Source organism: Chromohalobacter sp. 48-RD10 (assembly GCF_029889785.1).
In the GTDB taxonomy this organism is placed as follows: domain Bacteria; phylum Pseudomonadota; class Gammaproteobacteria; order Pseudomonadales; family Halomonadaceae; genus Chromohalobacter.
Map to the genome: position 1 here is coordinate 66,847 of NZ_JARANX010000001.1, position 21,448 is coordinate 88,294.

22 protein-coding genes are annotated in these 21,448 nt (G+C 59.8%); 4 read left to right on the plus strand and 18 right to left on the minus strand.

Features of this window, described 5'->3' with window-relative positions:
* Positions 1-131 precede the first annotated feature (131 nt).
* The 7 genes from murB to OP496_RS00330 form a co-directional block, all read right to left on the minus strand.
* A complete protein-coding gene (gene murB / locus OP496_RS00300) occupies positions 132-1,133 on the minus strand; it encodes a UDP-N-acetylmuramate dehydrogenase (RefSeq protein WP_280561316.1) in 1,002 nt (333 codons plus the stop codon).
* Positions 1,120-1,623, minus strand: coding sequence for a low molecular weight protein-tyrosine-phosphatase (locus tag OP496_RS00305; protein ID WP_280561317.1), 504 nt, complete (start codon positions 1,621-1,623; stop codon positions 1,120-1,122). Before OP496_RS00305 ends, murB begins: the two co-directional genes overlap by 14 nt.
* Positions 1,620-2,393, minus strand: a complete 774-nt coding sequence (gene kdsB, locus OP496_RS00310) for a 3-deoxy-manno-octulosonate cytidylyltransferase (RefSeq protein WP_280561318.1) — start codon at positions 2,391-2,393, stop codon at positions 1,620-1,622. The genes OP496_RS00305 and kdsB overlap by 4 nt, the downstream gene beginning before the upstream one ends.
* Positions 2,390-2,614 carry a Trm112 family protein gene (locus OP496_RS00315; protein WP_280561319.1) on the minus strand — a complete coding sequence of 75 codons (225 nt, stop codon included), beginning with the start codon at positions 2,612-2,614 and terminating at the stop codon, positions 2,390-2,392. The genes kdsB and OP496_RS00315 overlap by 4 nt, the downstream gene beginning before the upstream one ends.
* Positions 2,607-3,611, minus strand: a complete 1,005-nt coding sequence (lpxK, locus tag OP496_RS00320) for a tetraacyldisaccharide 4'-kinase (protein WP_280561320.1) — start codon at positions 3,609-3,611, stop codon at positions 2,607-2,609. The genes OP496_RS00315 and lpxK overlap by 8 nt, the downstream gene beginning before the upstream one ends.
* The gene (msbA, locus tag OP496_RS00325; RefSeq protein WP_280561321.1) at positions 3,608-5,347 is read right to left on the minus strand and encodes a lipid A export permease/ATP-binding protein MsbA; all 1,740 of its coding nucleotides are present in this window, start codon (positions 5,345-5,347) and stop codon (positions 3,608-3,610) included. The genes lpxK and msbA overlap by 4 nt, the downstream gene beginning before the upstream one ends.
* A 110-nt stretch (positions 5,348-5,457) precedes the next feature.
* Positions 5,458-7,734 (minus strand): DNA internalization-related competence protein ComEC/Rec2, encoded by a 2,277-nt coding sequence (locus OP496_RS00330; protein WP_280561322.1) that lies wholly within the window; start codon positions 7,732-7,734, stop codon positions 5,458-5,460.
* A 120-nt stretch (positions 7,735-7,854) separates the two neighbouring features.
* Here OP496_RS00330 and OP496_RS00335 point away from each other — a divergent pair, with 120 nt between their 5' ends.
* Complete coding sequence (locus OP496_RS00335) at positions 7,855-8,382, plus strand: DUF2062 domain-containing protein (protein WP_280561323.1); 528 nt, start codon at positions 7,855-7,857, stop codon at positions 8,380-8,382.
* 9 nt (positions 8,383-8,391) lie between these two features.
* Here the strand turns inward: OP496_RS00335 and OP496_RS00340 are convergent, their stop codons facing one another.
* Positions 8,392-9,120 (minus strand): ATP-binding cassette domain-containing protein, encoded by a 729-nt coding sequence (locus OP496_RS00340; RefSeq protein ID WP_280561324.1) that lies wholly within the window; start codon positions 9,118-9,120, stop codon positions 8,392-8,394.
* Positions 9,113-10,354: a lipoprotein-releasing ABC transporter permease subunit gene (locus OP496_RS00345; protein WP_280561875.1), complete on the minus strand. Its 1,242-nt coding sequence runs from the start codon at positions 10,352-10,354 to the stop codon at positions 9,113-9,115. The genes OP496_RS00340 and OP496_RS00345 overlap by 8 nt, the downstream gene beginning before the upstream one ends.
* 226 nt (positions 10,355-10,580) lie before the next feature.
* Between OP496_RS00345 and OP496_RS00350 the strand changes: the two genes are divergently transcribed.
* The 3 genes from OP496_RS00350 to OP496_RS00360 all read left to right on the plus strand — a co-directional run bounded on the left by OP496_RS00350 (position 10,581) and on the right by OP496_RS00360 (position 13,567).
* On the plus strand, positions 10,581-11,663 hold the full coding sequence (locus OP496_RS00350) for an agmatine deiminase family protein (protein WP_280561325.1): 1,083 nt from the start codon (positions 10,581-10,583) through the stop codon (positions 11,661-11,663).
* 4 nt (positions 11,664-11,667) lie between these two features.
* Positions 11,668-12,567: a carbon-nitrogen hydrolase gene (locus OP496_RS00355; RefSeq protein WP_280561327.1), complete on the plus strand. Its 900-nt coding sequence runs from the start codon at positions 11,668-11,670 to the stop codon at positions 12,565-12,567.
* Between the two features lie 139 nt (positions 12,568-12,706).
* A complete protein-coding gene (locus OP496_RS00360; RefSeq protein WP_280561328.1) occupies positions 12,707-13,567 on the plus strand; it encodes a DNA replication terminus site-binding protein in 861 nt (286 codons plus the stop codon).
* A 5-nt stretch (positions 13,568-13,572) separates the two neighbouring features.
* Here OP496_RS00360 and OP496_RS00365 read toward each other — a convergent pair whose 3' ends face one another.
* The 9 genes from OP496_RS00365 to OP496_RS00405 form a co-directional block, all read right to left on the minus strand.
* On the minus strand, positions 13,573-13,857 hold the full coding sequence (locus OP496_RS00365; protein WP_280561329.1) for a YrhK family protein: 285 nt from the start codon (positions 13,855-13,857) through the stop codon (positions 13,573-13,575).
* Between the two features lie 132 nt (positions 13,858-13,989).
* Positions 13,990-15,408, minus strand: coding sequence for a Si-specific NAD(P)(+) transhydrogenase (sthA, locus tag OP496_RS00370; protein WP_280561330.1), 1,419 nt, complete (start codon positions 15,406-15,408; stop codon positions 13,990-13,992).
* Positions 15,409-15,582: 174 nt separating this feature from the next.
* Positions 15,583-15,840, minus strand: a complete 258-nt coding sequence (gene nqrM, locus OP496_RS00375) for a (Na+)-NQR maturation NqrM (protein WP_280561331.1) — start codon at positions 15,838-15,840, stop codon at positions 15,583-15,585.
* A complete protein-coding gene (locus tag OP496_RS00380) occupies positions 15,837-16,889 on the minus strand; it encodes an FAD:protein FMN transferase (protein WP_280561332.1) in 1,053 nt (350 codons plus the stop codon). The genes nqrM and OP496_RS00380 overlap by 4 nt, the downstream gene beginning before the upstream one ends.
* Positions 16,886-18,118 (minus strand): NADH:ubiquinone reductase (Na(+)-transporting) subunit F, encoded by a 1,233-nt coding sequence (gene nqrF, locus OP496_RS00385; protein ID WP_280561333.1) that lies wholly within the window; start codon positions 18,116-18,118, stop codon positions 16,886-16,888. Before nqrF ends, OP496_RS00380 begins: the two co-directional genes overlap by 4 nt.
* A gap of 22 nt (positions 18,119-18,140) precedes the next feature.
* Positions 18,141-18,761 (minus strand): NADH:ubiquinone reductase (Na(+)-transporting) subunit E, encoded by a 621-nt coding sequence (gene nqrE / locus OP496_RS00390; RefSeq protein WP_280561334.1) that lies wholly within the window; start codon positions 18,759-18,761, stop codon positions 18,141-18,143.
* Complete coding sequence (locus tag OP496_RS00395; RefSeq protein WP_280561335.1) at positions 18,761-19,435, minus strand: NADH:ubiquinone reductase (Na(+)-transporting) subunit D; 675 nt, start codon at positions 19,433-19,435, stop codon at positions 18,761-18,763. The genes nqrE and OP496_RS00395 overlap by 1 nt, the downstream gene beginning before the upstream one ends.
* A gap of 2 nt (positions 19,436-19,437) precedes the next feature.
* Entirely contained in the window at positions 19,438-20,214 is a 777-nt protein-coding gene (locus OP496_RS00400) for a Na(+)-translocating NADH-quinone reductase subunit C (RefSeq protein WP_280561876.1), read from the minus strand.
* On the minus strand, positions 20,211-21,446 hold the full coding sequence (locus OP496_RS00405) for an NADH:ubiquinone reductase (Na(+)-transporting) subunit B (RefSeq protein WP_280561336.1): 1,236 nt from the start codon (positions 21,444-21,446) through the stop codon (positions 20,211-20,213). Before OP496_RS00405 ends, OP496_RS00400 begins: the two co-directional genes overlap by 4 nt.
* Between the last annotated feature and the right edge of the window lie 2 nt (positions 21,447-21,448).

Below are 21,448 nucleotides of genomic sequence, written 5' to 3' on the forward strand. Positions count from 1 at the left end.
CGGACACAAAAACGCCTGAAGGATGATGCCTTCAGGCGTTTTTTTATGGTCACTTCACCTGGGTATTCAATAATGCATTGCCACAAGACTTCGCCAGACACACTGGCGAACGTGGATACTTCGCGGGCGCACTACCCCATCAGGCGGGGCTCTCGCTCCAGCAACACCCCGAATACCTGATACACGGTATCGCGAACATGATCGGCCAGTGCCAATAGTTCCTGTTTGTCGCCACCCCCGAAGTGCACCAGCACCAATGCCTGGCGCTCATGCACGCCAAAGGCGCCCCAGCGAGTTCCTTTGAAGCCGCAGCGCTCGATCAACCATCCCGCAGCCAGCTTGACGCGCCCATCCGGTTGCGGGAAATGCGGCATCGCCGGATATTCGCGCAGAAGACACTCGGCTTGAGTTACCTCGAGCACAGGATTGGTGAAGAAACTGCCGGCGTTACCCAGCACGTCGGGGTCGGGCAGCTTCTCTCGCCTCACCGCACACACGGCATCAAAGATCTCCTGTACCTCGGGATGAACCGAAACACGCTTGGCAAGATCGCCGTAACCCAAGCGAGGCGCAGGGCGGCGCGACAACCTCAACACCACCTGCGTTACCACGACACGCCCTGCCAAGGCGCGCTTGAAAATACTGTCACGGTAGGCGAATTCACAATCATCGCGCGAGAAAACGGCGTCGCGGCCATCATCGCAGTGCATGACATGCACCGCATCCAATACGTCGGCAAGTTCGACACCGTAAGCGCCGATATTCTGGATCGGCGCGGCACCGACATGGCCGGGGATCAACGCCAGGTTTTCGATTCCCCACCAGCCGCGTTCGACACATGCCGTGACAAGATCGTGCCAGGGCATCCCCGCCTGGGCGTATACGAGAATCGTCTGGTCATCGCTTTCTTCCCACCACCAGTCGTCACTCGCCACCTGCAAGGTCACCCCTGAGAGACGGGGCGCCAAGATCAGATTGCTGGCGCCGCCCACGATATTGAGCGGGACCGCCTCGTCTTCTGCCATGACCAGCGCAGTGCGTATCTCATCGTGCGTGGTGGCCGCGATGAAACGTTGTGCACGACAGGGCAACCCTAGCGTATTATCGAGTGTCGCGGCCTCAGCGAGCGCCATCGCCCGGCTCCGAACACTGCACTTCAAGGCGTTGACGGCAAGTGTCGATCAAGCCGTCGGCAGCCTGCTCGATCAAGGCGAATACATTGGCAAACCCGTCCCCCGGCCCGTAATACGGATCCGGCACGGAGCGCTCGGGGGTCCCTGCGAAATCCAGCAGCAGACCGAGATGCGCTTGGCAGTCGGCAGGCGCCATACGTCGCATATGAGCCAGGTTGTCTGCATCCATGGCCAGCAGGTAATCGAACGCCTGAAAGTCGTCGACTCGAAGCTGGCGCGCGCATAGCGAGCTGATATCGATACCTCGCGCTCGCGCTTCTTTCTGGGCACGCGGGTCGGGCGGTTCGCCCACATGCCAGCGCCCGGTACCGCAGGAATCGAGCGCCACGGCCTCCGCAAGGCCCGCCGCATGCAGACGCGCACTGACGATACCTTCGGCAGTGGGCGAGCGACATATATTGCCCAGACACACGAAGAGGATGCGGATCATGTCGCGCCCTCCTCCTCGGCGATCAGGCGACGCACCCGTTCGAGGTCCTCCTGAGTGTCGATCCCCGCCGGATGGGCCTCGCAGGCCAGCGCCACCTGAATGCGATGCCCATGATGCATGGCCCGCAATTGCTCGAGCTGCTCCAGTTGCTCGAGCGACGACGGCAACCAATCGACATACTCGGCCAGGAAACCGGCACGATACGCATAGAGTCCGATATGGCGTAGCCAGGCATCGGTCTCCAGATGATCGGGACGCTGGGCGAAGCTCTCTCGGTCCCAGGGTACCGGCGCACGGGAGAAATACAGGGCGCGCCCGTATAGATCGCGCACCACCTTGACCACGTTGGGGTTGAACAAGGCCTCGACGTCACCGATGGGTTCCGCCAGGGTGGCAACCGAGGCACTCGCATCGTCGGCGAGACGCCATGCCACCTGATCGATCAGCGACGCCGGAATGAACGGCTCATCGCCTTGCACATTGACCACGATGGTACCGACATCCAAGCCTAGACGTGCCGCCACTTCAGCGAGGCGATCGGTACCGGAGGGATGGTCACGCTCGGTCAGCATGACCTCGGCTTCATAGGGCCGCATGGCCGACTCGATACGCGCATCATCGGTGGCCACCACCACACGCGTGGCACCGCTTTGACAGGCACGTCGCCATACGCGTGCGATCATGGGCTCGCCGTGGATATCCAACAAGGGCTTGCCCGGTAGCCGTGACGCGCCATAGCGCGCCGGTATCACCACGACCACATCATTCATGTCGCGTCATCCCGCGCCTCTCCGGCACCGCTACGCGTCTTGGCCAGCTTCTCGTCGGCATCCATGCGGCGCGCTTGTTCTGCCAGCATCACCGGAATGTCATCTTCAACGGGATATGCCAGGCCATCGAAGTGACACTTGAGTTCACCGCGCTCGCGGTCGTACTTGAGCTTGCCCTGGCAGTGTGGGCACACCAGCATTGCCAGCATTTGCTTATCCATGGTTCACCTCGTCGGTCAATGCCGCCAAGCGGCCTTCTAGCCAGGTCATGAGCGCCGGGTCGGGATGCGCTTCGACATCCAGTACCCAGCACCGTTCATGCGCGAAAGGACGACACTTGACCGCATCCTTGGCTGTCATGACCACCGGACGATTGTCGGAAAATTGCAGGTCGGCGGCATCGAAGCGATGGTGATCGGCCAACGGGCAAGGATCGAATTCGACGTTCAATCCCGCCAGTGTCTCGAAGAAACGCGATGGATGACCGATTCCCGCCAGGGCATGCACGCGCCCATTGAATGGCCGCCCTTCGATGGGATAGCAGACGTCATCGATCAAATGCCGCCAACGCGACGGCGTCAGATGCATGCTGTAGTGAGGCACCGGCAATTCCTCTTGCAGGGAGCCGTTGCCGATGACTGCATCCACGTCTTCCAACCGGGAAAGCGGTTCACGCAGCGGCCCCGCGGGCAGACAGCGACCATTACCGAAGCCGCGCGCGCCATCCACCACTACGAGTTCGATATCGCGCCCCATGGCCAGATGCTGCAGCCCATCATCGGACAACAGGATATCGCAGCCGGCCGCGATCAACTTGCGCGCGGCACGTGAGCGATCAGGGTCGACCGCGACGGGAAGTCCCGTCTGAGCCGCCAGCATGACCGGCTCGTCGCCTGCTTCTGCAGGGGAGGTTTCCGGCGTCACGTATAGCGGATAACGCCGCGCATGGCCGCCATAGCCGCGCGACACGATGCCCGGGTGCCAGCCATGCTCGGCGAGCCAGCGCGCCATCCAGGCCACCAGAGGTGACTTGCCAGTGCCTCCCACGGAAAGATTGCCGATCACGATCAATGGCACCGGAGGTGCCCAGATCGTCTTAGTGCCACGCTGATAGGCCCTGCGTCGCGCCCCCATGGCCGAGGCATAAAGCCCCGCCAAGGGACGCAGCGGCGTGAGCCAGGCCGCGTCACGGTACCAGGCATCCTGCAAGCGACTCACTCGGCCTCCTGGAATTGCAGTTGATGAAGCGCAGCATAGGCGCCATCCTGCGCCAGCAATTCAGTATGCGTGCCGCTTTCGATGATCTCGCCCTGCTCCATGACCAGAATACGGTCGGCGCGCTCGATGGTCGACAAGCGATGGGCAATGACGAAGGTCGTGCGCCCACGGCATACCGTTTCCAACGCTTGCTGAATATAACGCTCGGACTCTGTGTCCAGCGCCGAAGTGGCCTCGTCGAGTACCAGCACGGGAGCGTCCTTGAAAATCGCCCGCGCGATGGCCAGGCGCTGCCGCTGGCCGCCGGACAGCATCACTCCGTTATCGCCGACGACGGTATCGTAGCCGTTCGACAGCTGTTCGATGAACTCATGCGCGTAGGCCGCGCGTGCGGCGCGCTCGACCGCTTCCCGGTCGGAATCCGGGTGCCCGTACGCAATATTGGCACCGATGGTGGTGTTAAAAAGCGTTACTTGCTGGGAGACCAGCGCGATACGCTGACGCAGAGGCGACAGCGAATAGGTCTGGATATCCACGTCATCCAGCGTCAATCGCCCCTCGGTGGGGCGATAAAAACGTGGCAGCAAGCTCACCAGGGTCGACTTGCCGCTACCGGAACGCCCCACGATGGCGACCATCTCTCCGGCGGGGATATCCAGATCGATCCCCTTGAGCACCTCGGCCTGGTCCTCGCCATAACGAAAGCGAACACCTTCAAAATGTACACGCCCGTCGATGCGCGTCGGCACATAGGAGCCCTCGTCGACTTCGGGGGATTGCTCGAGAAGACCGAACAACTCCTGCGCGGCGGAAAGTCCCTTCTGGATCGTGCTGTTGACCTCGGTAAGCTGCCGCACCGGCTTGGCCATCAACGACGCAGCGGTGATGAAGGCCACGAACTCGCCCGGCGTCATCGAGGCCATCAAGGCCGGCGCCATCGCCAGCCATACCAGTCCCGCCAGCGAAAGCGCCACCAATAGCTGGATGACCGGCGTGCTGACGGCCTTGGTAAACGCCACCTTCATACTCTGCTCGCGGTTGTAGTCGCTAGCTTCGGCGAAACGCGCCTTTTCATAGCTTTCGGCGCCGTGGGTACGCACCACGCGATACCCTGATAGCGCTTCGGACGCGACATGGGTGACATCGCCCATCGAATTCTGAATGCGCCGCGACAAGCGTCGGAAGCGCTTGCTGGTGTAACTGACCACCAGCCCGATCAACGGTGTGACGGCCAAGAAGAGCAATGCCAGCATCCAGTTGGTCCAGAGGAGATAACCGACCAGGCCAATCACGAACAGGCCTTCACGCAGGATGATAGTGATGGCGTTGGTCGCGGCCCCGGTCACCTGCTCGACATGGTAGGTGACGCGTGACAACAAATGGCCGCTGGAGTGCATATCGAAAAAACGCCCCGGCAGGCTCAACATGTGATTGAACACTTCGCAGCGCAACGCATGCACCACATTACGAGCCACATCGCTCATGTAGTAGGTACCCAGGAATGTCCCCACGCCCCGCGCCGCGAACATGCCAATCACGAACAGAGGCAACATCAGGCGAAAGGCCGCATCGGGATTCTGGATGCCGTCGATCAGGCGCTTCATCATTTCCGCCAACGCGGTGCTCGAGGCCGCATAGATGGCATATCCCACCACGGCGGCCATGAATGCCTTCCAATGCGGTTTAACATATCCCAGCAAGCGACGGTAAAGGGACCAACTGGTAGCGTTTCTCACGGCGTCTCCGCTGGTTGAGAGGCTTGCTCGCCCCGTTCAAGGGGGCACTGCTGCAGTAAGTGGCGCATTAGCCGCAGGGCGGTATGCCAGTTGAATACGATGCACAAGCATCAAACGCCGGATTCTACCCCAATGCACGCCCCTTCGACACCGCCGGGCGGGCGCGCCGGATGCATGCGCGACGCCGGTCCACCCAACGTGAAGCGCAACGCGCCGTCCGTGGCAGTATTCCATAAGCAACTGCCGACGCGACGAAAACGGCGCACCACTTCGGGATGCGGATGCCCATGTGCATTATACCGGCCAGCGCTGAAGATGACGTGCTCCGGCCGAGTGCGGGCCACGAACGCCGGCGAGGAACTGGTGCGACTGCCATGATGCCCCGCGACCAGGACCGTCAATGGGGTCGCGAACCCCGCCAGCAAGCGCTGCTCGATGTCGCTGCCCGCATCCCCCGTGATCAGCAGGCGTTGATCGCCAGCCGTTACCTGCAATACGCACGAACGATCATTATCGGAGCGCGTCACGTCACCTGCCACGGGCGATAGAAACCGATAGTCGACGCCGTCCCTTTGCCACTCCACGCCCCGGCGACAAGCCCGTGTGGCAATGCCTACGGGCATTTCCGGCGGCCCCCACCAGCGCGCGACATGATGCATCCTGTCAATCGTCTCTACGCCACCGGCATGATCGCGATCGCTATGACTGACGATGACATCGTCGAAGTGCCGCCCCGGTGGCCACAGCGACTCTGCGGGAGTGAATCCCGAGCCATAGCGTGGCCCGGTGTCGAACAGCAGATGTTGCGTGGCACTGCGCAGCTCGACCAACTGCCCCTGCCCCACATCCTGCACAGTGACCACGACCCGCCCCGGCGCAATAGCGGGTGGACGCAGGACGAACGCCAAGGCAATCAGACTCACCGAGGCCCATAGGCGTAGATACCCCACCAGCCCGGGAATCAGCCACACCACGCCTAGCGCCGCCAATATCAGTGCCAGCGGCCACGTTTCCCATATCGGCGGTGACCACACAGGCAGCCATGCGGCAGCCAGCGTCAGTCCTTGCCAAACGCCCTGTGCGAGCACATCGAACACTCCCCACGGGAGCATCGCCAGACTCGGCGACCAGGCCAGCGCCCAGCCTAGCAGACCCAGCGGCACCATGATGCTGCCGACCAGTGGCACCGCAAGCAGGTTGACCAGCGGCCCCACCGGCGCCAACCGTTCGAAACCGACCAGCACGGCGGCAGCCATGAACGGCGCCAGCAAGCATTGCGAACGCGCCAGTGCCCACAGCCATCCTCGCACACCACGCGGCGCGGGACGCCCCTGCCAGGCCGCGATCAAAACGCCCACCGCTAGAAACGATAGCCACAGCCCGGGGCGCCACAGTGTCAGAGGATCACTCACAACGATCACCAGCAACGCCAGCCACCAGGCCTGCCAAGGCCCTGGCGCATGACGTCCGCTGGCCACCCACAACCCTAGCAAGACCATCACTGTGGCACGTAGCGCGGGCGGTTCGAACCCTGCCATAGCGGCATATCCCAGCGTCGCAAGCCCTGCTAGCCACCACGGCCAAGTCGCGAGGCGCCAATGCCCTGGCGTCACACCTCGCGCCAGCAGACGCAGCAACACCAGCGTCACGCTTGCCACCAAGCCGACATGCAATCCGGAAATCACCATCAGGTGCGTGGTGCCGGTCGCGTTGAGCAAATCCCAGTCGTCTTGCGTCAGACGCTCACTAGCCCCCAGGGTAAGCGCCGCCAGCCAGCGGGTAGCAAGCTCGGACAACGACTGCGCATCCACAAACGCCAAGCCGGCATCGCGCATATCAGGAGACGCGGTCATCAAACGCTGTGTCACGGACGAATCACGCACATACCCCGTCGCCTGGATGCCCTCGCGCCATAGCCAAGCCGCATAATCGAAGCCGTAACCATTGGCGAAGCCCTGCGGCGGACGCATGCGCACGCGCCATCGCCAACGGTCACCGACATGCAAGGACGGGGCGTCGTACCATGACAGCCGCACCTTCGAAAGCGCATCGCATGACGGCAAACCTGCCTCTTGCGGCGCGCAATGAGTCACCGCGACGCGCATGCGTGTCAGCCCTTGATCTTCACTGACCTGCGTTACCCGCCCGACGAGCGTAATATCCTGACGCGACAAGCCCTCAGGCAACGTGCCTACGCGCTGCTCGGTCACCTGCCACGCGCATAACCCCGCCACGACAAGCATCACAAGCCACCGCCGGCGTCCGCGCGCCACAGCCAACACAACGGCCAGCCCCCACACACAAATACCGCTGACCAGTCCCCACCAACCCCAGACACTGCCGACGAGTGCTGCCAGAGCCAGCGGCATCGCCCACCCCAGGTTCATTCATCATCCTTGTCTTAGCTAATGGTGATATATCATCGACTGCTGCGCGCTGGAGCGCAACGATAGCGAGAGCCCAGAGTTGTATGGATAATGAATCGACACTTCGATAGCTCGTGGACCATGCCCCGCCGACTTCTGCAGCGTTACATGCCCCGGCCGGAAACGCTGAAACGCCAAAGATCGTTGCGTTTCATGCACCACCTGCTGGGCGATCCGTCTCTATGGATGCTGTCGCGCCGTAGCGTAGGCAATGCGTTCATGGTGGGGCTCTTCGTTGCGCTACTCCCCATACCATTACAGATGGTCGTCGCTGCTTTCGGTGCTTGGCTGCTGCGCTGCAACCTGCCTTTGTCGGTCAGCCTCGTCTGGCTGACCAATCCGCTTACCATGCCGGTGATCTTCTACTTCAACTACCGGGTGGGCACCTGGCTTCTGGATACGCCCGCGCGGCACATGCCGGATAGACTATCTACGACCTGGGTTGCCGAGAAAATGGCGGATATCTTGCCCGCCTTGCTGACGGGCTCGCTCGTGGTGGCGATCATCGTGGGTTTGCTCAGCAACCTGATCATTCGACTGATCTGGCGTTGGCAGGTGGCCCGAAGCTGGCAGCGTCGCGCACGACGGCGCCGCCAGCGTCAGACGTGAACTCCTGACTCAGTCCGCGCTAAGACGACCCTGATCAAGGCGCATCACGCGGTCCTGGTGGGCGGCGAGGCCAGTGTCATGGGTGACGATGATGAAGGCGCAGGCGCTACGTGCTGCAAGACTATCCATCAACGACAGAATATTGCCCGCCGTGGTCTGATCGAGATTACCGGTCGGCTCATCCATCAGTACCAGGCTGGGATCGGTCACCAAGGCGCGTGCTATCGCTACGCGTTGCCGCTCCCCGCCCGAAAGTTCGCCCGGCTTGTGCTCGCAACGCTCTGCCATGCCCACGCGGGAAAGAATGTCACGCGCTTTTTCCTGCGCCTCCTGCCGCTTTTGCCCGCGAATGAGCAATGGCATGGCGACATTTTCCAGCGCCGAAAACTCTGCCAGCAGATGGTGGAACTGGTACACGAAGCCGATATGTCGATTGCGAAAGCTCCCCAGTGCGGCCTCCCCCATCTCGGCGAGCGACTGACCGGCAATGCGTACATGCCCTGCACTTGGGCGGTCGACGCCGCCCAAGAGATTAAGCAGTGTGGTCTTACCTGATCCCGAGCTACCCACTACGGCAACCCGCTCACCGGCACGCACTTCCAGTTCCAGCGCATCGAGCACCGTAACGTCCTGCGGGCCCTCGCGATAAATACGCGTCAGGCCATCGCACTGCAGCATGATCTCATTGTTGGCGAATGCGGAAGCGCCATTCGACGCCATCGCGGTTTCCTCATTCATAACGCAATACCTCGGCCGGTTGAATACGCGCCGCACGCCAAGCGGGATACAGCGTCGACAGGAATGTCAGCACGAAGGCCGATCCCGAGATGATACCCACGTCGCCCCACTGAAGCTGCGAAGGCAGATAGCTGATGAAATAGACGTTGGGATCCAGGAATTGGATACCCGTCAATGCTTCGAACCAGGCAATCAAGTCCGAGACCGACAACGCCAGCACTACACCGAGCGCCACTCCCACGACGATACCGATGAGCCCGATTGTCATGCCCTGCACCATGAAGATACGCATGATGGTCCCCGGCTTGGCACCGATGGTCCGCAAGATCGCGATGTCAGCATGCTTGTCCGTCACCACCATGACCAATGTGGAGACGATGTTGAATGCCGCCACGGCGACGATCACCATCAACAACAACCCGATCATGCGTTTTTCCATCTGGATCGCCTGAAAAAGGTTGCCGTGGGTATAGGTCCAGTCAATCCCACGGTAACCACTGCCCAGATCGTCCACGATCGCATTGGTGACCGATCCCGCCTGGAAGAGATCATCCAGTTCCAGGCGTAGGCCACCGACCGAATCTCCCAGGCGGCCCAGCTTCTGCATGTCCTTGATATTGGCATAGGCCAGATTGGCATCGAGATCGGCGCCTATCTTGAAGATGCCACTGACGGTGAAACGCTTGAGGCGTGGGAAAACGCCCCCCGGCGTAATCGAGGCCTCGGGTACCAGCAATGTCACGCGATCCCCCACGCCCACACCAAGGTTGCGTGCCAGCAAGTCACCCAGCACCACATGCCACTCGCCGGGCGCAAGATCGTCTAGCGAGCCTTGCGTCATGTGCTCGTCGATGATCGACACCTTGCCTTCATAGCTCGGCTTGATCCCGTTGACCATAGCTCCCTGGGTACGTCCTTCAGAGGAAAACATGCCTTGCTGCTGAACGTACGGCGCCGCGCCGATGACGTGGTCACGCTTCTCCAGGCGTTCGGCGAGTGCTTTCCAGTCCGTCATGCCCCCTTGGGCTTCGATCTTGGTATGCGGCACCATGCCCAATATGCGTGTCCGCAATTCATGATCGAATCCGTTCATGACCGACAACACGAGGATCAATACCGCCACGCCCAGCATCAAGCCCAGCATGGACGTCAGGGATATGAATGAAATGAAATGGTTGCGACGTTTCGCGCGTACATAGCGCAATCCGATAAGAAACGGCAAGCGATCCAGCATCGACATCGATTCCTTGGTATGAGCCGGGCTCATGGTACGTGTTTTTGCATGCTCCTGCATGAGCCAATGACGGCGAAAAAACCATTCGATGGCATCATCATGGGCAGCACCTGGTAGTACTTGCATCCGTGTCGGCGAGGACTAAAATCCTGCAGCTACCGTCATCATCGACATGGCAACGAAATCCTGCCACGGCGTCGTGCCTCAACCCCCATAGGAGACCGCAATGCTCCCACGCCTGTTCCCCGAATGGCATCCCCAGGACGCCATTCAACTCACGTGGCCCAGTGCCGAAAGCGATTGGGAGCCCCTGCTCGAGCGTATCGAAGCCTCTCTGGAAGCCTTGGTCGTAGCGATCACACGATATCAGCCCGTATTGGTTATCGTCGCCGATGACGTGACACGCCAACGCCTCGATTCACGCTTTTCCCGCCTGGGCATTCATCCCAAGCAATGGCACCTCATTGAAGCGCCGTCGGACGACACCTGGACCCGCGACCACGGGCCGATTGCCATCGAACGCGACGGCAAGATCATGCTGCTCGATTATGGCTTCACGGGCTGGGGCGGTAAGTTCGCAGCCGAGCGCGATAACGCCCTGACTGCGGCCCTCTCGGATATGGGGATTTACGCCGCCCCGCGGGAGACTCGCGAGATGGTCCTGGAAGGCGGCGCCATCGAGGGTGACGGCGATGACACATTACTGCTCACCGAAACTTGCCTGCTCAATCCGAACCGTAATCCTCACCTGACGCGTGAAGACATCGAAGCCGCTTTGCGCGATGACATGGGCATCGAGCGTTGCCTGTGGCTCACTCAAGGCCATCTCGAAGGTGACGATACCGATAGCCACATCGACACCTTGGCCCGTTTTTGCGATGCCGAGACTATCGCTTATGTACGCTGCGAAGACCCCGACGACCCGCATTTCCCCGCGTTAACGCAGATGGAGAGCGAGCTCAAGGCCTTTCGGCGCGCCGATGGCGAGCCTTATCGCCTTATTCCCTTGCCCTTGCCGCGCGCATGCTATGACCCCGATGATGGCCATCGCCTGCCCGCCACCTATGCCAACTTCCTGATCATCAACGGTGCGGTGCTCGTGCCCACCTATGCCGATGCTGCCGATGGCGTGGCCTTGACGGCACTGGCCAGCGCGTTCCCCGGACGCGATATCATTCCCATCGACTGTCGCACCGTGATCCGCCAACATGGCAGCCTCCACTGCCTGACCATGCAGCTACCACGCGGCGCTTTCTTCACCGCGTCCGCCGCCGATCCCCATGACAACGTTACCAATAACAAGGAGTGACGCCATGCCTTCGACGCTCAAGGTAGGACTCGTTCAGCAACGATCCTGGCCCGACAAGGCCCGTAGTCTGCAGGAAAGCGACGTTGGCATTCGTGAGCTGGCGGAGAAAGGCGCCGAACTGATCCTGCTTCAGGAACTGCATGCCACGCACTACTTCTGCCAAACCGAAGACGATAGCCTGTTCGATCTGGCCGAACCACTCGACGGCCCCAGCGCCCAGCATCTCGCTGCCCTCGCCGCCGAACTCGACGTCGTGCTCGTCGGATCGCTTTTCGAACGCCGCGCTGCGGGACTCTACCATAATACTGCCGTGGTATTTGACCGCCAGCGAGGCTGCGTGGGCCACTATCGCAAGATGCATATTCCCGACGATCCAGGGTTCTACGAAAAATTCTATTTCACGCCCGGCGATGCCGAAGAAAATACCGGATTCGAGCCCATCGAGACGTCCGTCGGCCGGCTCGGTGTCTTGGTCTGCTGGGATCAATGGTACCCGGAAGCCGCGCGCCTGATGGCCCTCGCCGGGGCCGATCTCTTGCTCTATCCCACCGCCATCGGCTGGAGCCAGTCCGATGACGACGCCGAGAAGCACCGCCAGAAAGACGCCTGGACATTGATTCAGCGCTCGCATGGCGTGGCCAATGGCCTACCGGTCTTGGTCGCCAATCGCGTCGGTCACGAAGCAGACCCTTCGCATGCGACGTCGGGCATCGACTTCTGGGGCGGTAGCTTCATCTGCGGTCCACAGGGCGAGATATTGGCCCAGGCCGGCGATGAAACGACGCATCTATTGGCCGAGCTCGACATGACACGTAGCGAACAAGTGCGGCGAGCTTGGCCATACCTGCGTGACCGACGCGTCGATGCCTACGCCGATCTCACCAAGCGTTACCGCGACCGTTGAGTGGCGGGCCGTACTGGCCCGCCATCCATGGGCAGGCGCGGCCCATCTCACACGACCGACATTGAACGCCAGGCATACTTGCCAAGACGCACCAAGCTTGCCACTATAGGGCCATTAGAATGGATATAACGGTATAAAAATGGAGCGGCAATATCACCTCTTGGCCCGACTCGAGCACGACTTCGATCATGTGATCGAAGCCTGCGAGGCACTCATCGAGCATGTCGAACACGCTCCCCCGAAAGGCTGGGTACTGGGCGATACTCCCTTCGATATCGCATGGCTACGCCATGCACTACTCGACTTCTGGTATCAAGATGGACAAGACGGTCGCGCGACGCGCAATTACATCGGCCTGATCGCCGCCACCCCCACATTGCTGGCATACGTCGCCGACATCAATCACGCCAAGCAGACATTCGCGGCGACACTGGCCGAGATTCGTCAAGACGCACCGAACCTGCTCCACGAGATCAAGGCCGTGCTGCCCTTTCGTCATCCCACACTGCACAGCCATCTACGCGGCCAAGGCTTGGCACGTCTGCACCTCAAGCAATGCTGGCGACACCTACCCGTAGCGGACGCGCCGCTGTCGCGCGTGCGTCTCGCCTGGTATACCAGCGGGCGCTCCATCAAGCGCTTGAGCGTACGTGATGCCGAACGGCGGCTTTTGGAAATGGATACCGAAAGCCCACATATTCGCATTCAGCTACGCCACTTGGCGGATATTCCCGACGGCGAGCCATTGGCACAGGTACAAACTCAGGCCCCCGTCATGCGCGCCAACCTGTTCTTTCATGAAGCGCTGGCCGATGGGCGCATGCGTCGTGCCATGAATCTACCACTGCCTCTATTCATTCCCAGCGAAGACGCTCGCCTGCCTTCGCACAACGCTCCGAAGGCAAAGCCGCCCGACAAGCGAACTCGCGCCCAACGTGCCGACACGAAGCTCGAAGACACGCCCTTCCTGCCCAGCTTGCGGGTCTATCGCTATCGGTAGTCGCTTCAGAATTCCTGACTACTTGCAGGCAACTGCTTGAGCGTGATCTGGCGATGCAAACGAATCAACGGACGGATAAGCAGTTGCACGCTGCCCAACACGAATAGCCAGACGCCCGCCTCCTTGACGCTGCCTTGGTAGAAGAAACATACGCTGCCGATCGTGAACCACAGCCCCAGCAAGAGGTCGTTTATCGTGCTGGCCAATTCGTGGCGATGGTGGATGGTCAACTCTTCGCGTCCCAACGTGAACGTCGTTTCGTCGCTATGCTGCTTGTCCTCCCGATACATAAAACCTCCTTGTGCTCATGTGACGATAGATGCCCCAATGCAACGAGCCGGCAAAAGTGCCGGCTCGTCGAATGCCGATCCAGGCCGGCAAATGCCCGAGGCCTTCGACCGCAGGCCCCCTATTGGCGCGTATCAGAATATACGATTCAGTCCGTTTTGCGCCGCAACGCGATACGCCTCGGCCATGGTCGGATAGTTGAAGGTGGTATTGATGAAATACTTTAGGGTATTGGCCTCGCCCTTTTGCTGCATGATGGCCTGGCCGATATGCACAATCTCGGAAGCCTGGTCGCCGAAGCAATGAATGCCCAGAATCTCGAGTGTCTCGCGATGGAACAGAATCTTGAGCATCCCCACCGTGTCCCCGGTGATCTGCGCACGCGCGGTGTCCTTGAAGAACGCCTGCGCTATCTCATAAGGCACCTTGGCTTCGGTCAACTCGCGCTCGTTCTTGCCCACCGAGCTGATCTCGGGAATCGTGTAGATACCGGTGGGGATATCCTCGACGAAGCGGAAGTCTTCTTCCAGGAAGTCATCGCTGGCACTACGCCCCTGGTCGTAAGCGGCACTGGCCAGACTCGGCCAACCGATGACATCCCCCACGGCATAGATATGCGGCACCATGGTGCGATAATGGTCATCGACCTGTAGCTGCCCGCGCCCATTGGGTTCGAGCCCGATGTTTTCCAGCCCCAATTGATCGGTATTGCCGGTACGCCCATTGGCCCACAGAAACGCATCCGCGCGCAGACGCTTGCCGGACTTGAGCTTGACGATCACCCCGGACTCATCGCCTTCGATGCTTTCGTATTCTTCGTTATGGCGCACCAATACACCATTCTGGCGCAGATGGTAGGAAAGCGCGTCGCTGATCTCATCGTCGAGGAACGACAGCAAACGCTCGCGCATATCGATCAAGTCGACCTTGACACCGAGTCCTGAAAAGATCGACGCATACTCGGAGCCGATGACCCCGGCCCCGAAGATGATCAAGGTACGGGGCGTGTGAGAAAGCCCCAGGACGGTGTCCGCGCAATAAATGCGTGGATGCCGGAAGTTGATATCGGCGGGACGATAAGGGCGAGAGCCCGTGGCAATCACGAACTGCTGAGCGCACAACTCCTCGACGCCTTCCTGATTGTCCCGCACGATCAGAGTGTGCTCGTCACGGAAGTTCGCCACGCCGAAGAAAAGATCGATGCGATTGCGTGAATAGAACTGGGTGCGCATCTCGACCTGCTGGTCAATGGTCACCTTGGAACGTTCGAGCACACGAGGAAAGGAAAACCAGCGCGGTTCGCCGATATCGCGGAACATGCGGTTGGTATTGAACTGCATGATCTGCTTGACCTGGTGGCGTAGCGCCTTGGAGGGAATCGTGCCCCAGTGAGTGCAGTTGCCGCCCACCGCTTGTTGCTTCTCGACGATGGCCACACGCTTGCCATGCTTGGCCGCGTTGATCGCCGCGCTTTCTCCTGCGGGGCCCGAGCCAATCACCACCACATCATAATTGTGAACTGCCATTAGGTTCGCCTGCTCCTCTCGATGCATGAGGAACCGCTGCGATAAGCCTCAACGCAAGACTGGCCACGGCAAGCGGGAATGACGGGACGTGCCGCCTACAGGGCGCATACCCGGATTTCCCGCGATATCATGTCGGGACACGCCCTAAGGCGCCTTGGACTCAACCAACGATTCCACGTCAGTATTGATTGACGAGTGCAATCAGCGTCGAACGGCGTCGTAGCCGAGGTCGGCGCCCCGATTCTCGTCGCTGGAACGACGCCCACTCTTGCGGCGCTTTTGATTCTCTTCTTCGCAGGCCTTGTCGTCCCCGCCACAGATATCGCATCCCTCCTTGAGGCCCAACTGATTGAGTCCCCCGCACGAACCTGCGATGGGCTTACGGCCGAGAATGACGCCGATGGCCATGCCGGCCAGCAGCAACAGCATCAATGCGAATACCAAAAGCCATACTGTCATTGCTTTTCCCCTTCGGACGACTCATCCGCAAGATAGGTATGAAACGCCTCGCTGAGCTCTGTCTTGAAACCCTCATCGGTTTTGACGATGAAATACGCCGCAATATCCTCGCGGTTGGCCAACGCCATGCCCTTTTCGGGCCCCAGGACCTCCAGAGCCGTCGCCAGCCCATCGGCCGTCGCACTACGCTCGGAAACAACCGTCACCGAGGCAAGGTGATGCGTGATCGGGCGACCGGTACGCGGATCGATGGTATGCGAAAAACGCTGCCCATCTTCTTCGTAATAATTGCGGTAATCCCCCGATGTCGCCACCGCCACGTCTTCGAGTTCGAGCACGCGTTGTACGCTACGTTCCCGAGAAACCGGTTTTTCCACGGCGATACGCCAAGGCTCGCCATTGGGCTTTTCCCCCCGCGTGCGGATCTCGCCGCCGACTTCCACGAGATAAGACGTCACGCCCAGCGCATCCAGGCGAGCCGCCACTTGGTCGACCCCGAACCCCTTGGCGATGCCCGAAAGATCGACATACACCGGCTTGGTCTTGGTCAGGTGATTGCCTTTCAACTTCAACGCCTGGTAATCGACCTTGTCCAGCGCCTGGGCGATTTTATCATCGCTGGGCACTTCGTCCGGACGCATCTCGGGACCGAAGCCCCACAGGTTGACCACGCTACCGATGGTGACATCGAAAGCGCCATTCGAGAGATCGCCGATGTCGATGGCTTCCCCGATCACGCTGGCCGTCGACGATGACAGCTCGAACGGTTCATCCACTGGCGCGGCATTGAAACGCGACAACTCCGAGTCGGCCTTGTAGGTCGACATCAAGTTGTCGACCTTGTCGAGCGACTCCTTGATGCCATCATCCAGCGAGGCAAGTTGCTTATCGCTGAAGTCGCCATAGACGGTCACATGATACCCCGTCCCGAAGATGGGGCCCTCGAAGCGATGCGCCTGCGGCGGTTGATCGCAACCAGCCAGCACCAATACTACAAACAGGACCAGCCCTTTCCAGGCCGGCCCTGCACAGTGTGCTGTCAGTCTCATCCGCCGAAGTCATCCAGCATGATGTTTTCAGGCTCTACACCCATGTCGGTCAGCATCTTGATGACGGATGCGTTCATGATCGGCGGGCCGCACATATAGTATTCGCAATCTTCCGGCGCCGGATGATCCTTGAGGTACTTCTCGTAAAGTACGTTATGGATGAAGCCGGTGTCGCCTTCCCAGTTATCCTCTGGCAAGGGGTCGGAGAGCGCGAGATGCCATTCGAAATTCTCGAACTCTGCAGCCAACTGATCGTATTCTTCATTATAGAAGGTCTCACGCCAGGAGCGGGCACCGTACCAGAACGAGATCTTGCGCTTCGATTCAAGGCGCTTGAGCTGATCGAAGATATGGCTGCGCATGGGCGCCATGCCTGCACCACCACCGATGAAGATCATTTCCGCATCGGATTCCTTGGCAAAGAACTCACCGAAGGGTCCCATCACCGTCACCTTGTCACCCGGCTTGAGCGCGAAGGTATACGTCGACATGACCCCGGGGGGATGATCGGTATTGGGCGGCGGCGTAGCGATACGAATGTTGAACTTGAGGATACCCTTTTCATCCGGGTAATTCGCCATCGAGTACGCGCGGATGATCTCCTCGTCGCTCTTGTGGGAGGTATCGAAGAGATTGAACTTGTCCCAATCGCCGCGATATTCATCTTCGATCTCGAAGTCAGAGAACTTGATGTCGTAAGGCGGCGCCACCAGTTGGACATAGCCCCCGGCCCGGAAAGCCACATCCTCGCCTTCAGGAAGCTTGAGGTTGAGCTCCTTGATGAAGGTGGCGACGTTGGGATTCTCGGTGACCTCACATTCCCACTTCTTGACGCCGAAGACCTCCTCGGGAACCTCGACCTTCATGTCCTGCTTGACCGGGACCTGACAAGACAGCCGCCAGCCCTCCTTCTTCTCACGCAGGGTGAAGTGAGACTCTTCGGTGGGCAGAATCGAGCCCCCGCCATCCGCCACGCGGCATCTGCACTGTGCGCAGGAACCGCCACCGCCGCATGCGGAGGAAAGAAAGATGCCATTGGCGGCCAGCGTTTGCAGCAACTTGCCGCCTGCCTGGGTCGTCAAGGTGTTCTCGGGATCGCCGTTGATCTCGATGGAGACGTCGCCACTGCTGACCAGACGACTGCGCGCCGTCAGGATCACGACCACCAGACCAAGCACGATCACGGTGAACATGACGACGCCGAGCACGATGATGGATGTATTGACCATGTCGGTTTCCTATTTCCGTTGCCTAGAGCTGGATGCCGGAGAAGGACATGAAGCCCAGTGACATCAGTCCGACGGTAATGAAGGTGATCCCCAACCCTTGGAGGCTGGCCGGCACGTCACTGTACTTGAGCTTTTCACGAATCCCCGCCAATGCAGTGATCGCCAGCGCCCAGCCGAAGCCAGCCCCGGCACCGTAGATCACAGACTCGCCGAAATTATAGCTACGTTCGACCATGAATAGTGAAGCGCCGAGAATCGCGCAATTCACCGTAATCAACGGCAGGAAAACCCCCAGCGCGTTATAGAGCGAGGGGACGAACTTATCGAGAAACATCTCGAGGATCTGCACCAGTGCTGCAATGACCCCGATATAACTCAAAAGTCCCAAAAACGACAGGTCGATATTTTCGGCGCCTTCAAGGCCCGTCCAGGTCAGAGCCCCTTCCTTCAACAGATACGTCAGGATCAGGTTATTGACCGGCACGGTGATGGTTAGCACCACCACGACCGCGATCCCCAGCCCGATGGCCGAGGAAACTTTCTTGGAAACGGCAAGAAACGTGCACATGCCGAGAAAGAAAGCCAGTGCCATGTTTTCCACGAACACTGCCTTGACGAAGAGGCTCAGGTAATGCTCGAACATCACACGGACTCCTTAATCTTAGCCTTGCTGTTGGCCACGATTCGGTACTCGGCTTTTTCGACCTGCTCGGTACGAATGCTCCGCAGAACCCAGATCATCAAGCCAATGACGAAGAATGCCGAGGGCGGCAACAGCATCAGGCCGTTGGGTACATACCAGCCACCGTCCTGCACCGGCGTCAGCACAGTGAAGCCGAAGACGCTACCGGACCCGAAAAGCTCACGGAAGAAGCCGACAACGAGCAGAATCATGGCATAACCCAAGCCGTTACCGACCCCATCGAGAAAGCTCATGACGGGGCCGTTTTGCATGGCATAGGCCTCGGCACGGCCCATGACGATGCAGTTGGTGATGATCAGCCCGACGAAGACCGACAACTGCTTGGACATCTCGTAGGCATACGCCTTGAGCACCTGATCGACAACGATGACCAGCGAGGCAATGATGGTCATCTGCACGATGATGCGGATCGACGACGGAATATGCTGACGAATCAATGAAACGAACAGGTTGGAACACGCCGTGACCGCGATAACGGCCAGGCCCATGACCAACGACACACTCATGGAATTGGTCACCGCCAGTGCCGAACAAATCCCCAGCACCTGCAGCGCGATCGGGTTGTTCTTGAAGACCGGCGAGAGAACAACGTCTTTTACGGAATCAGCAGCCATGTTCACGCTCCTTCGGAGTTGCCGTGGAAGCGGGCGAGATAGGGGCCGAAGCCACTCTCGCTCAGCCAGAAATGCAGCATATTGGTCACGCCGCGGCTCGTCAGCGTCGCCCCCGACAAGGCATCGACTTCATACTTGCTCTCGGCACCGCCCTTGACCAGGGAGATGTCGGGATTCATGCCATCTTCTGCATAAATCTTCTTGCCTTGCCACTTCGCCTTCCAACGGGGATTGTCGACCTCGCCGCCAAGCCCCGGCGTTTCGGAATGAGAGTAGTAGGACAATCCGACGATGGTGTTGCCATCGCCTTCAATGGCGAAGAAGCCACGCATCAGCCCCCACAGCCCTTGTCCACGAATCGGCAGAATAATCTGGTCCGGGTCATCGGGGTCGTCACCCACCAGATAGACCGTCGAGTACATCTCTTCACGCCCGATGCCAGCGCTATCCTCTTCACCGGACAAGGTGCGTGATGTCGCCGGGTCTTTGGCGGCATCGAACTGATCGTAGCTTTGCGGATCGAAACGATCACTGTACTCGCCGGTCTTCAGATTGATCACACGCGAGGTAATCAACTCATCGAACGCATCGTCGACGTCCATCCCCGGCTCATAGAGATTGGCCACCTGCAGGATGTTGCTCTTGCGGTCGAGCTCTTGGTTCTTCTGCTGGGTAGGCTGCAAGACCACGGCAGCAGTCGATACCACCACCGAGCACACGATGCAAAGCGCGAGTGCGACCGTTAGCGTCTTCTTGATGGAATTGTTACTGGCCATCAGGTGGCCTCCTCGGTCGTCGCGGTGGAGTACGCGGCATCACGCTTCTGGCGGCGCTTGATATTGGCCTGCACGAAGAAGTAATCGATCATCGGCGCGAACAGGTTGGCGAACAGAATCGCCAGCATGATGCCTTCCGGAAACGCGGGATTGACCACGCGGATCAATACCGTCATCACCCCGATCAAGAGGCCGAACAGCAACTTGCCACGATCAGTCATCGACGCCGATACCGGGTCGGTGGCCATGAACACCATACCGAAGGCGAAGCCGCCAAGCACGAAATGCCAGTACCACGGCATACCGAACATCGGATTGCTATTCGAGCCGATGGTGGTGAACAGCATCGCGGTCAGCGCCATGCCCACGAACACGCCCAGCATGATACGCCACGAGGCGATACGCGTGATCAGCAAGACCACCGCGCCGATGAGGATCGCCAATGTCGAGGTTTCTCCTACCGAGCCAGGGATGAAACCCAAAAAGGCGTCCCACCAGCTATATGCCTGCTGCACGGCACCCATGCCGTTCTGGGCCGCCGCGGAGAGCGCGGTAGCGCCGGTATAGCCGTCGGCAGGGACCCATACGCTATCGCCGGAGATCTGCGCCGGATAGGCGAAATACAAGAAGGCGCGCCCGGTCAGCGCCGGATTCAGGAAGTTCTTGCCGGTGCCGCCGAAGATTTCCTTGCCGATCACGACCCCGAAGGTAATCCCCAAGGCCACCTGCCACAATGGAATAGTCGCCGGCAGGATCAGCGCATAAAGCACGGAAGTGACGAAGAAGCCTTCATTGACCTCGTGGCCACGCTTGACGGCGAACAGTACTTCCCAGAACCCGCCGACGACGAAGGTCATCAGATAGATAGGCAGAAAATAAGTGGCACCCAGTACGAAATTGGCCCAGATGCTGCCGGGATCGTGACTCCCCGCCAGCGCCATGGTGATGGCTTCACGCCATCCGCTCAGCGCACCGAAGCCGTCGCCGATTGCCATGTTGGCCTGCAGGCCAGCGTTGTACATGCCGAAGAACATCGCCGGAAAGGTACACAGCCATACCGTGATCATGATGCGCTTCAGATCGATGCCATCACGCACGTGCGCCGTGCTCTTGGTCACGTCCGGGGGGGTATAGAAGATCGTATCGACCGCTTCGTACAGCGCGTAGAACTTCTCGTATTTACCACCCTGGTGAAAGTGCGGCTCGAGCTTGTCGAGCGTATTACGAATTCCCATCG

What these genes read in the sequence shown, in the direction of transcription:
- murB (WP_280561316.1), bottom strand. Translation starts at nt 1,133, where the DNA reads ATGGCGCTCGCTGAGGCCGCGACACTCGATAATACGCTAGGGTTGCCC.
- OP496_RS00305 (WP_280561317.1), bottom strand. Translation starts at nt 1,623, where the DNA reads ATGATCCGCATCCTCTTCGTGTGTCTGGGCAATATATGTCGCTCGCCC.
- kdsB (WP_280561318.1), bottom strand. Translation starts at nt 2,393, where the DNA reads ATGAATGATGTGGTCGTGGTGATACCGGCGCGCTATGGCGCGTCACGG.
- OP496_RS00315 (WP_280561319.1), bottom strand. Translation starts at nt 2,614, where the DNA reads ATGGATAAGCAAATGCTGGCAATGCTGGTGTGCCCACACTGCCAGGGC.
- OP496_RS00330 (WP_280561322.1), bottom strand. Translation starts at nt 7,734, where the DNA reads ATGAACCTGGGGTGGGCGATGCCGCTGGCTCTGGCAGCACTCGTCGGC.
- OP496_RS00335 (WP_280561323.1), top strand. Translation starts at nt 7,855, where the DNA reads ATGCCCCGCCGACTTCTGCAGCGTTACATGCCCCGGCCGGAAACGCTG.
- OP496_RS00340 (WP_280561324.1), bottom strand. Translation starts at nt 9,120, where the DNA reads ATGAATGAGGAAACCGCGATGGCGTCGAATGGCGCTTCCGCATTCGCC.
- OP496_RS00345 (WP_280561875.1), bottom strand. Translation starts at nt 10,354, where the DNA reads ATGCTGGATCGCTTGCCGTTTCTTATCGGATTGCGCTATGTACGCGCG.
- OP496_RS00350 (WP_280561325.1), top strand. Translation starts at nt 10,581, where the DNA reads ATGCTCCCACGCCTGTTCCCCGAATGGCATCCCCAGGACGCCATTCAA.
- OP496_RS00355 (WP_280561327.1), top strand. Translation starts at nt 11,668, where the DNA reads ATGCCTTCGACGCTCAAGGTAGGACTCGTTCAGCAACGATCCTGGCCC.
- OP496_RS00360 (WP_280561328.1), top strand. Translation starts at nt 12,707, where the DNA reads ATGGAGCGGCAATATCACCTCTTGGCCCGACTCGAGCACGACTTCGAT.
- OP496_RS00365 (WP_280561329.1), bottom strand. Translation starts at nt 13,857, where the DNA reads ATGTATCGGGAGGACAAGCAGCATAGCGACGAAACGACGTTCACGTTG.
- sthA (WP_280561330.1), bottom strand. Translation starts at nt 15,408, where the DNA reads ATGCATCGAGAGGAGCAGGCGAACCTAATGGCAGTTCACAATTATGAT.
- nqrM (WP_280561331.1), bottom strand. Translation starts at nt 15,840, where the DNA reads ATGACAGTATGGCTTTTGGTATTCGCATTGATGCTGTTGCTGCTGGCC.
- OP496_RS00380 (WP_280561332.1), bottom strand. Translation starts at nt 16,889, where the DNA reads ATGAGACTGACAGCACACTGTGCAGGGCCGGCCTGGAAAGGGCTGGTC.
- nqrF (WP_280561333.1), bottom strand. Translation starts at nt 18,118, where the DNA reads ATGGTCAATACATCCATCATCGTGCTCGGCGTCGTCATGTTCACCGTG.
- nqrE (WP_280561334.1), bottom strand. Translation starts at nt 18,761, where the DNA reads ATGTTCGAGCATTACCTGAGCCTCTTCGTCAAGGCAGTGTTCGTGGAA.
- OP496_RS00395 (WP_280561335.1), bottom strand. Translation starts at nt 19,435, where the DNA reads ATGGCTGCTGATTCCGTAAAAGACGTTGTTCTCTCGCCGGTCTTCAAG.
- OP496_RS00405 (WP_280561336.1), bottom strand. Translation starts at nt 21,446, where the DNA reads ATGGGAATTCGTAATACGCTCGACAAGCTCGAGCCGCACTTTCACCAG.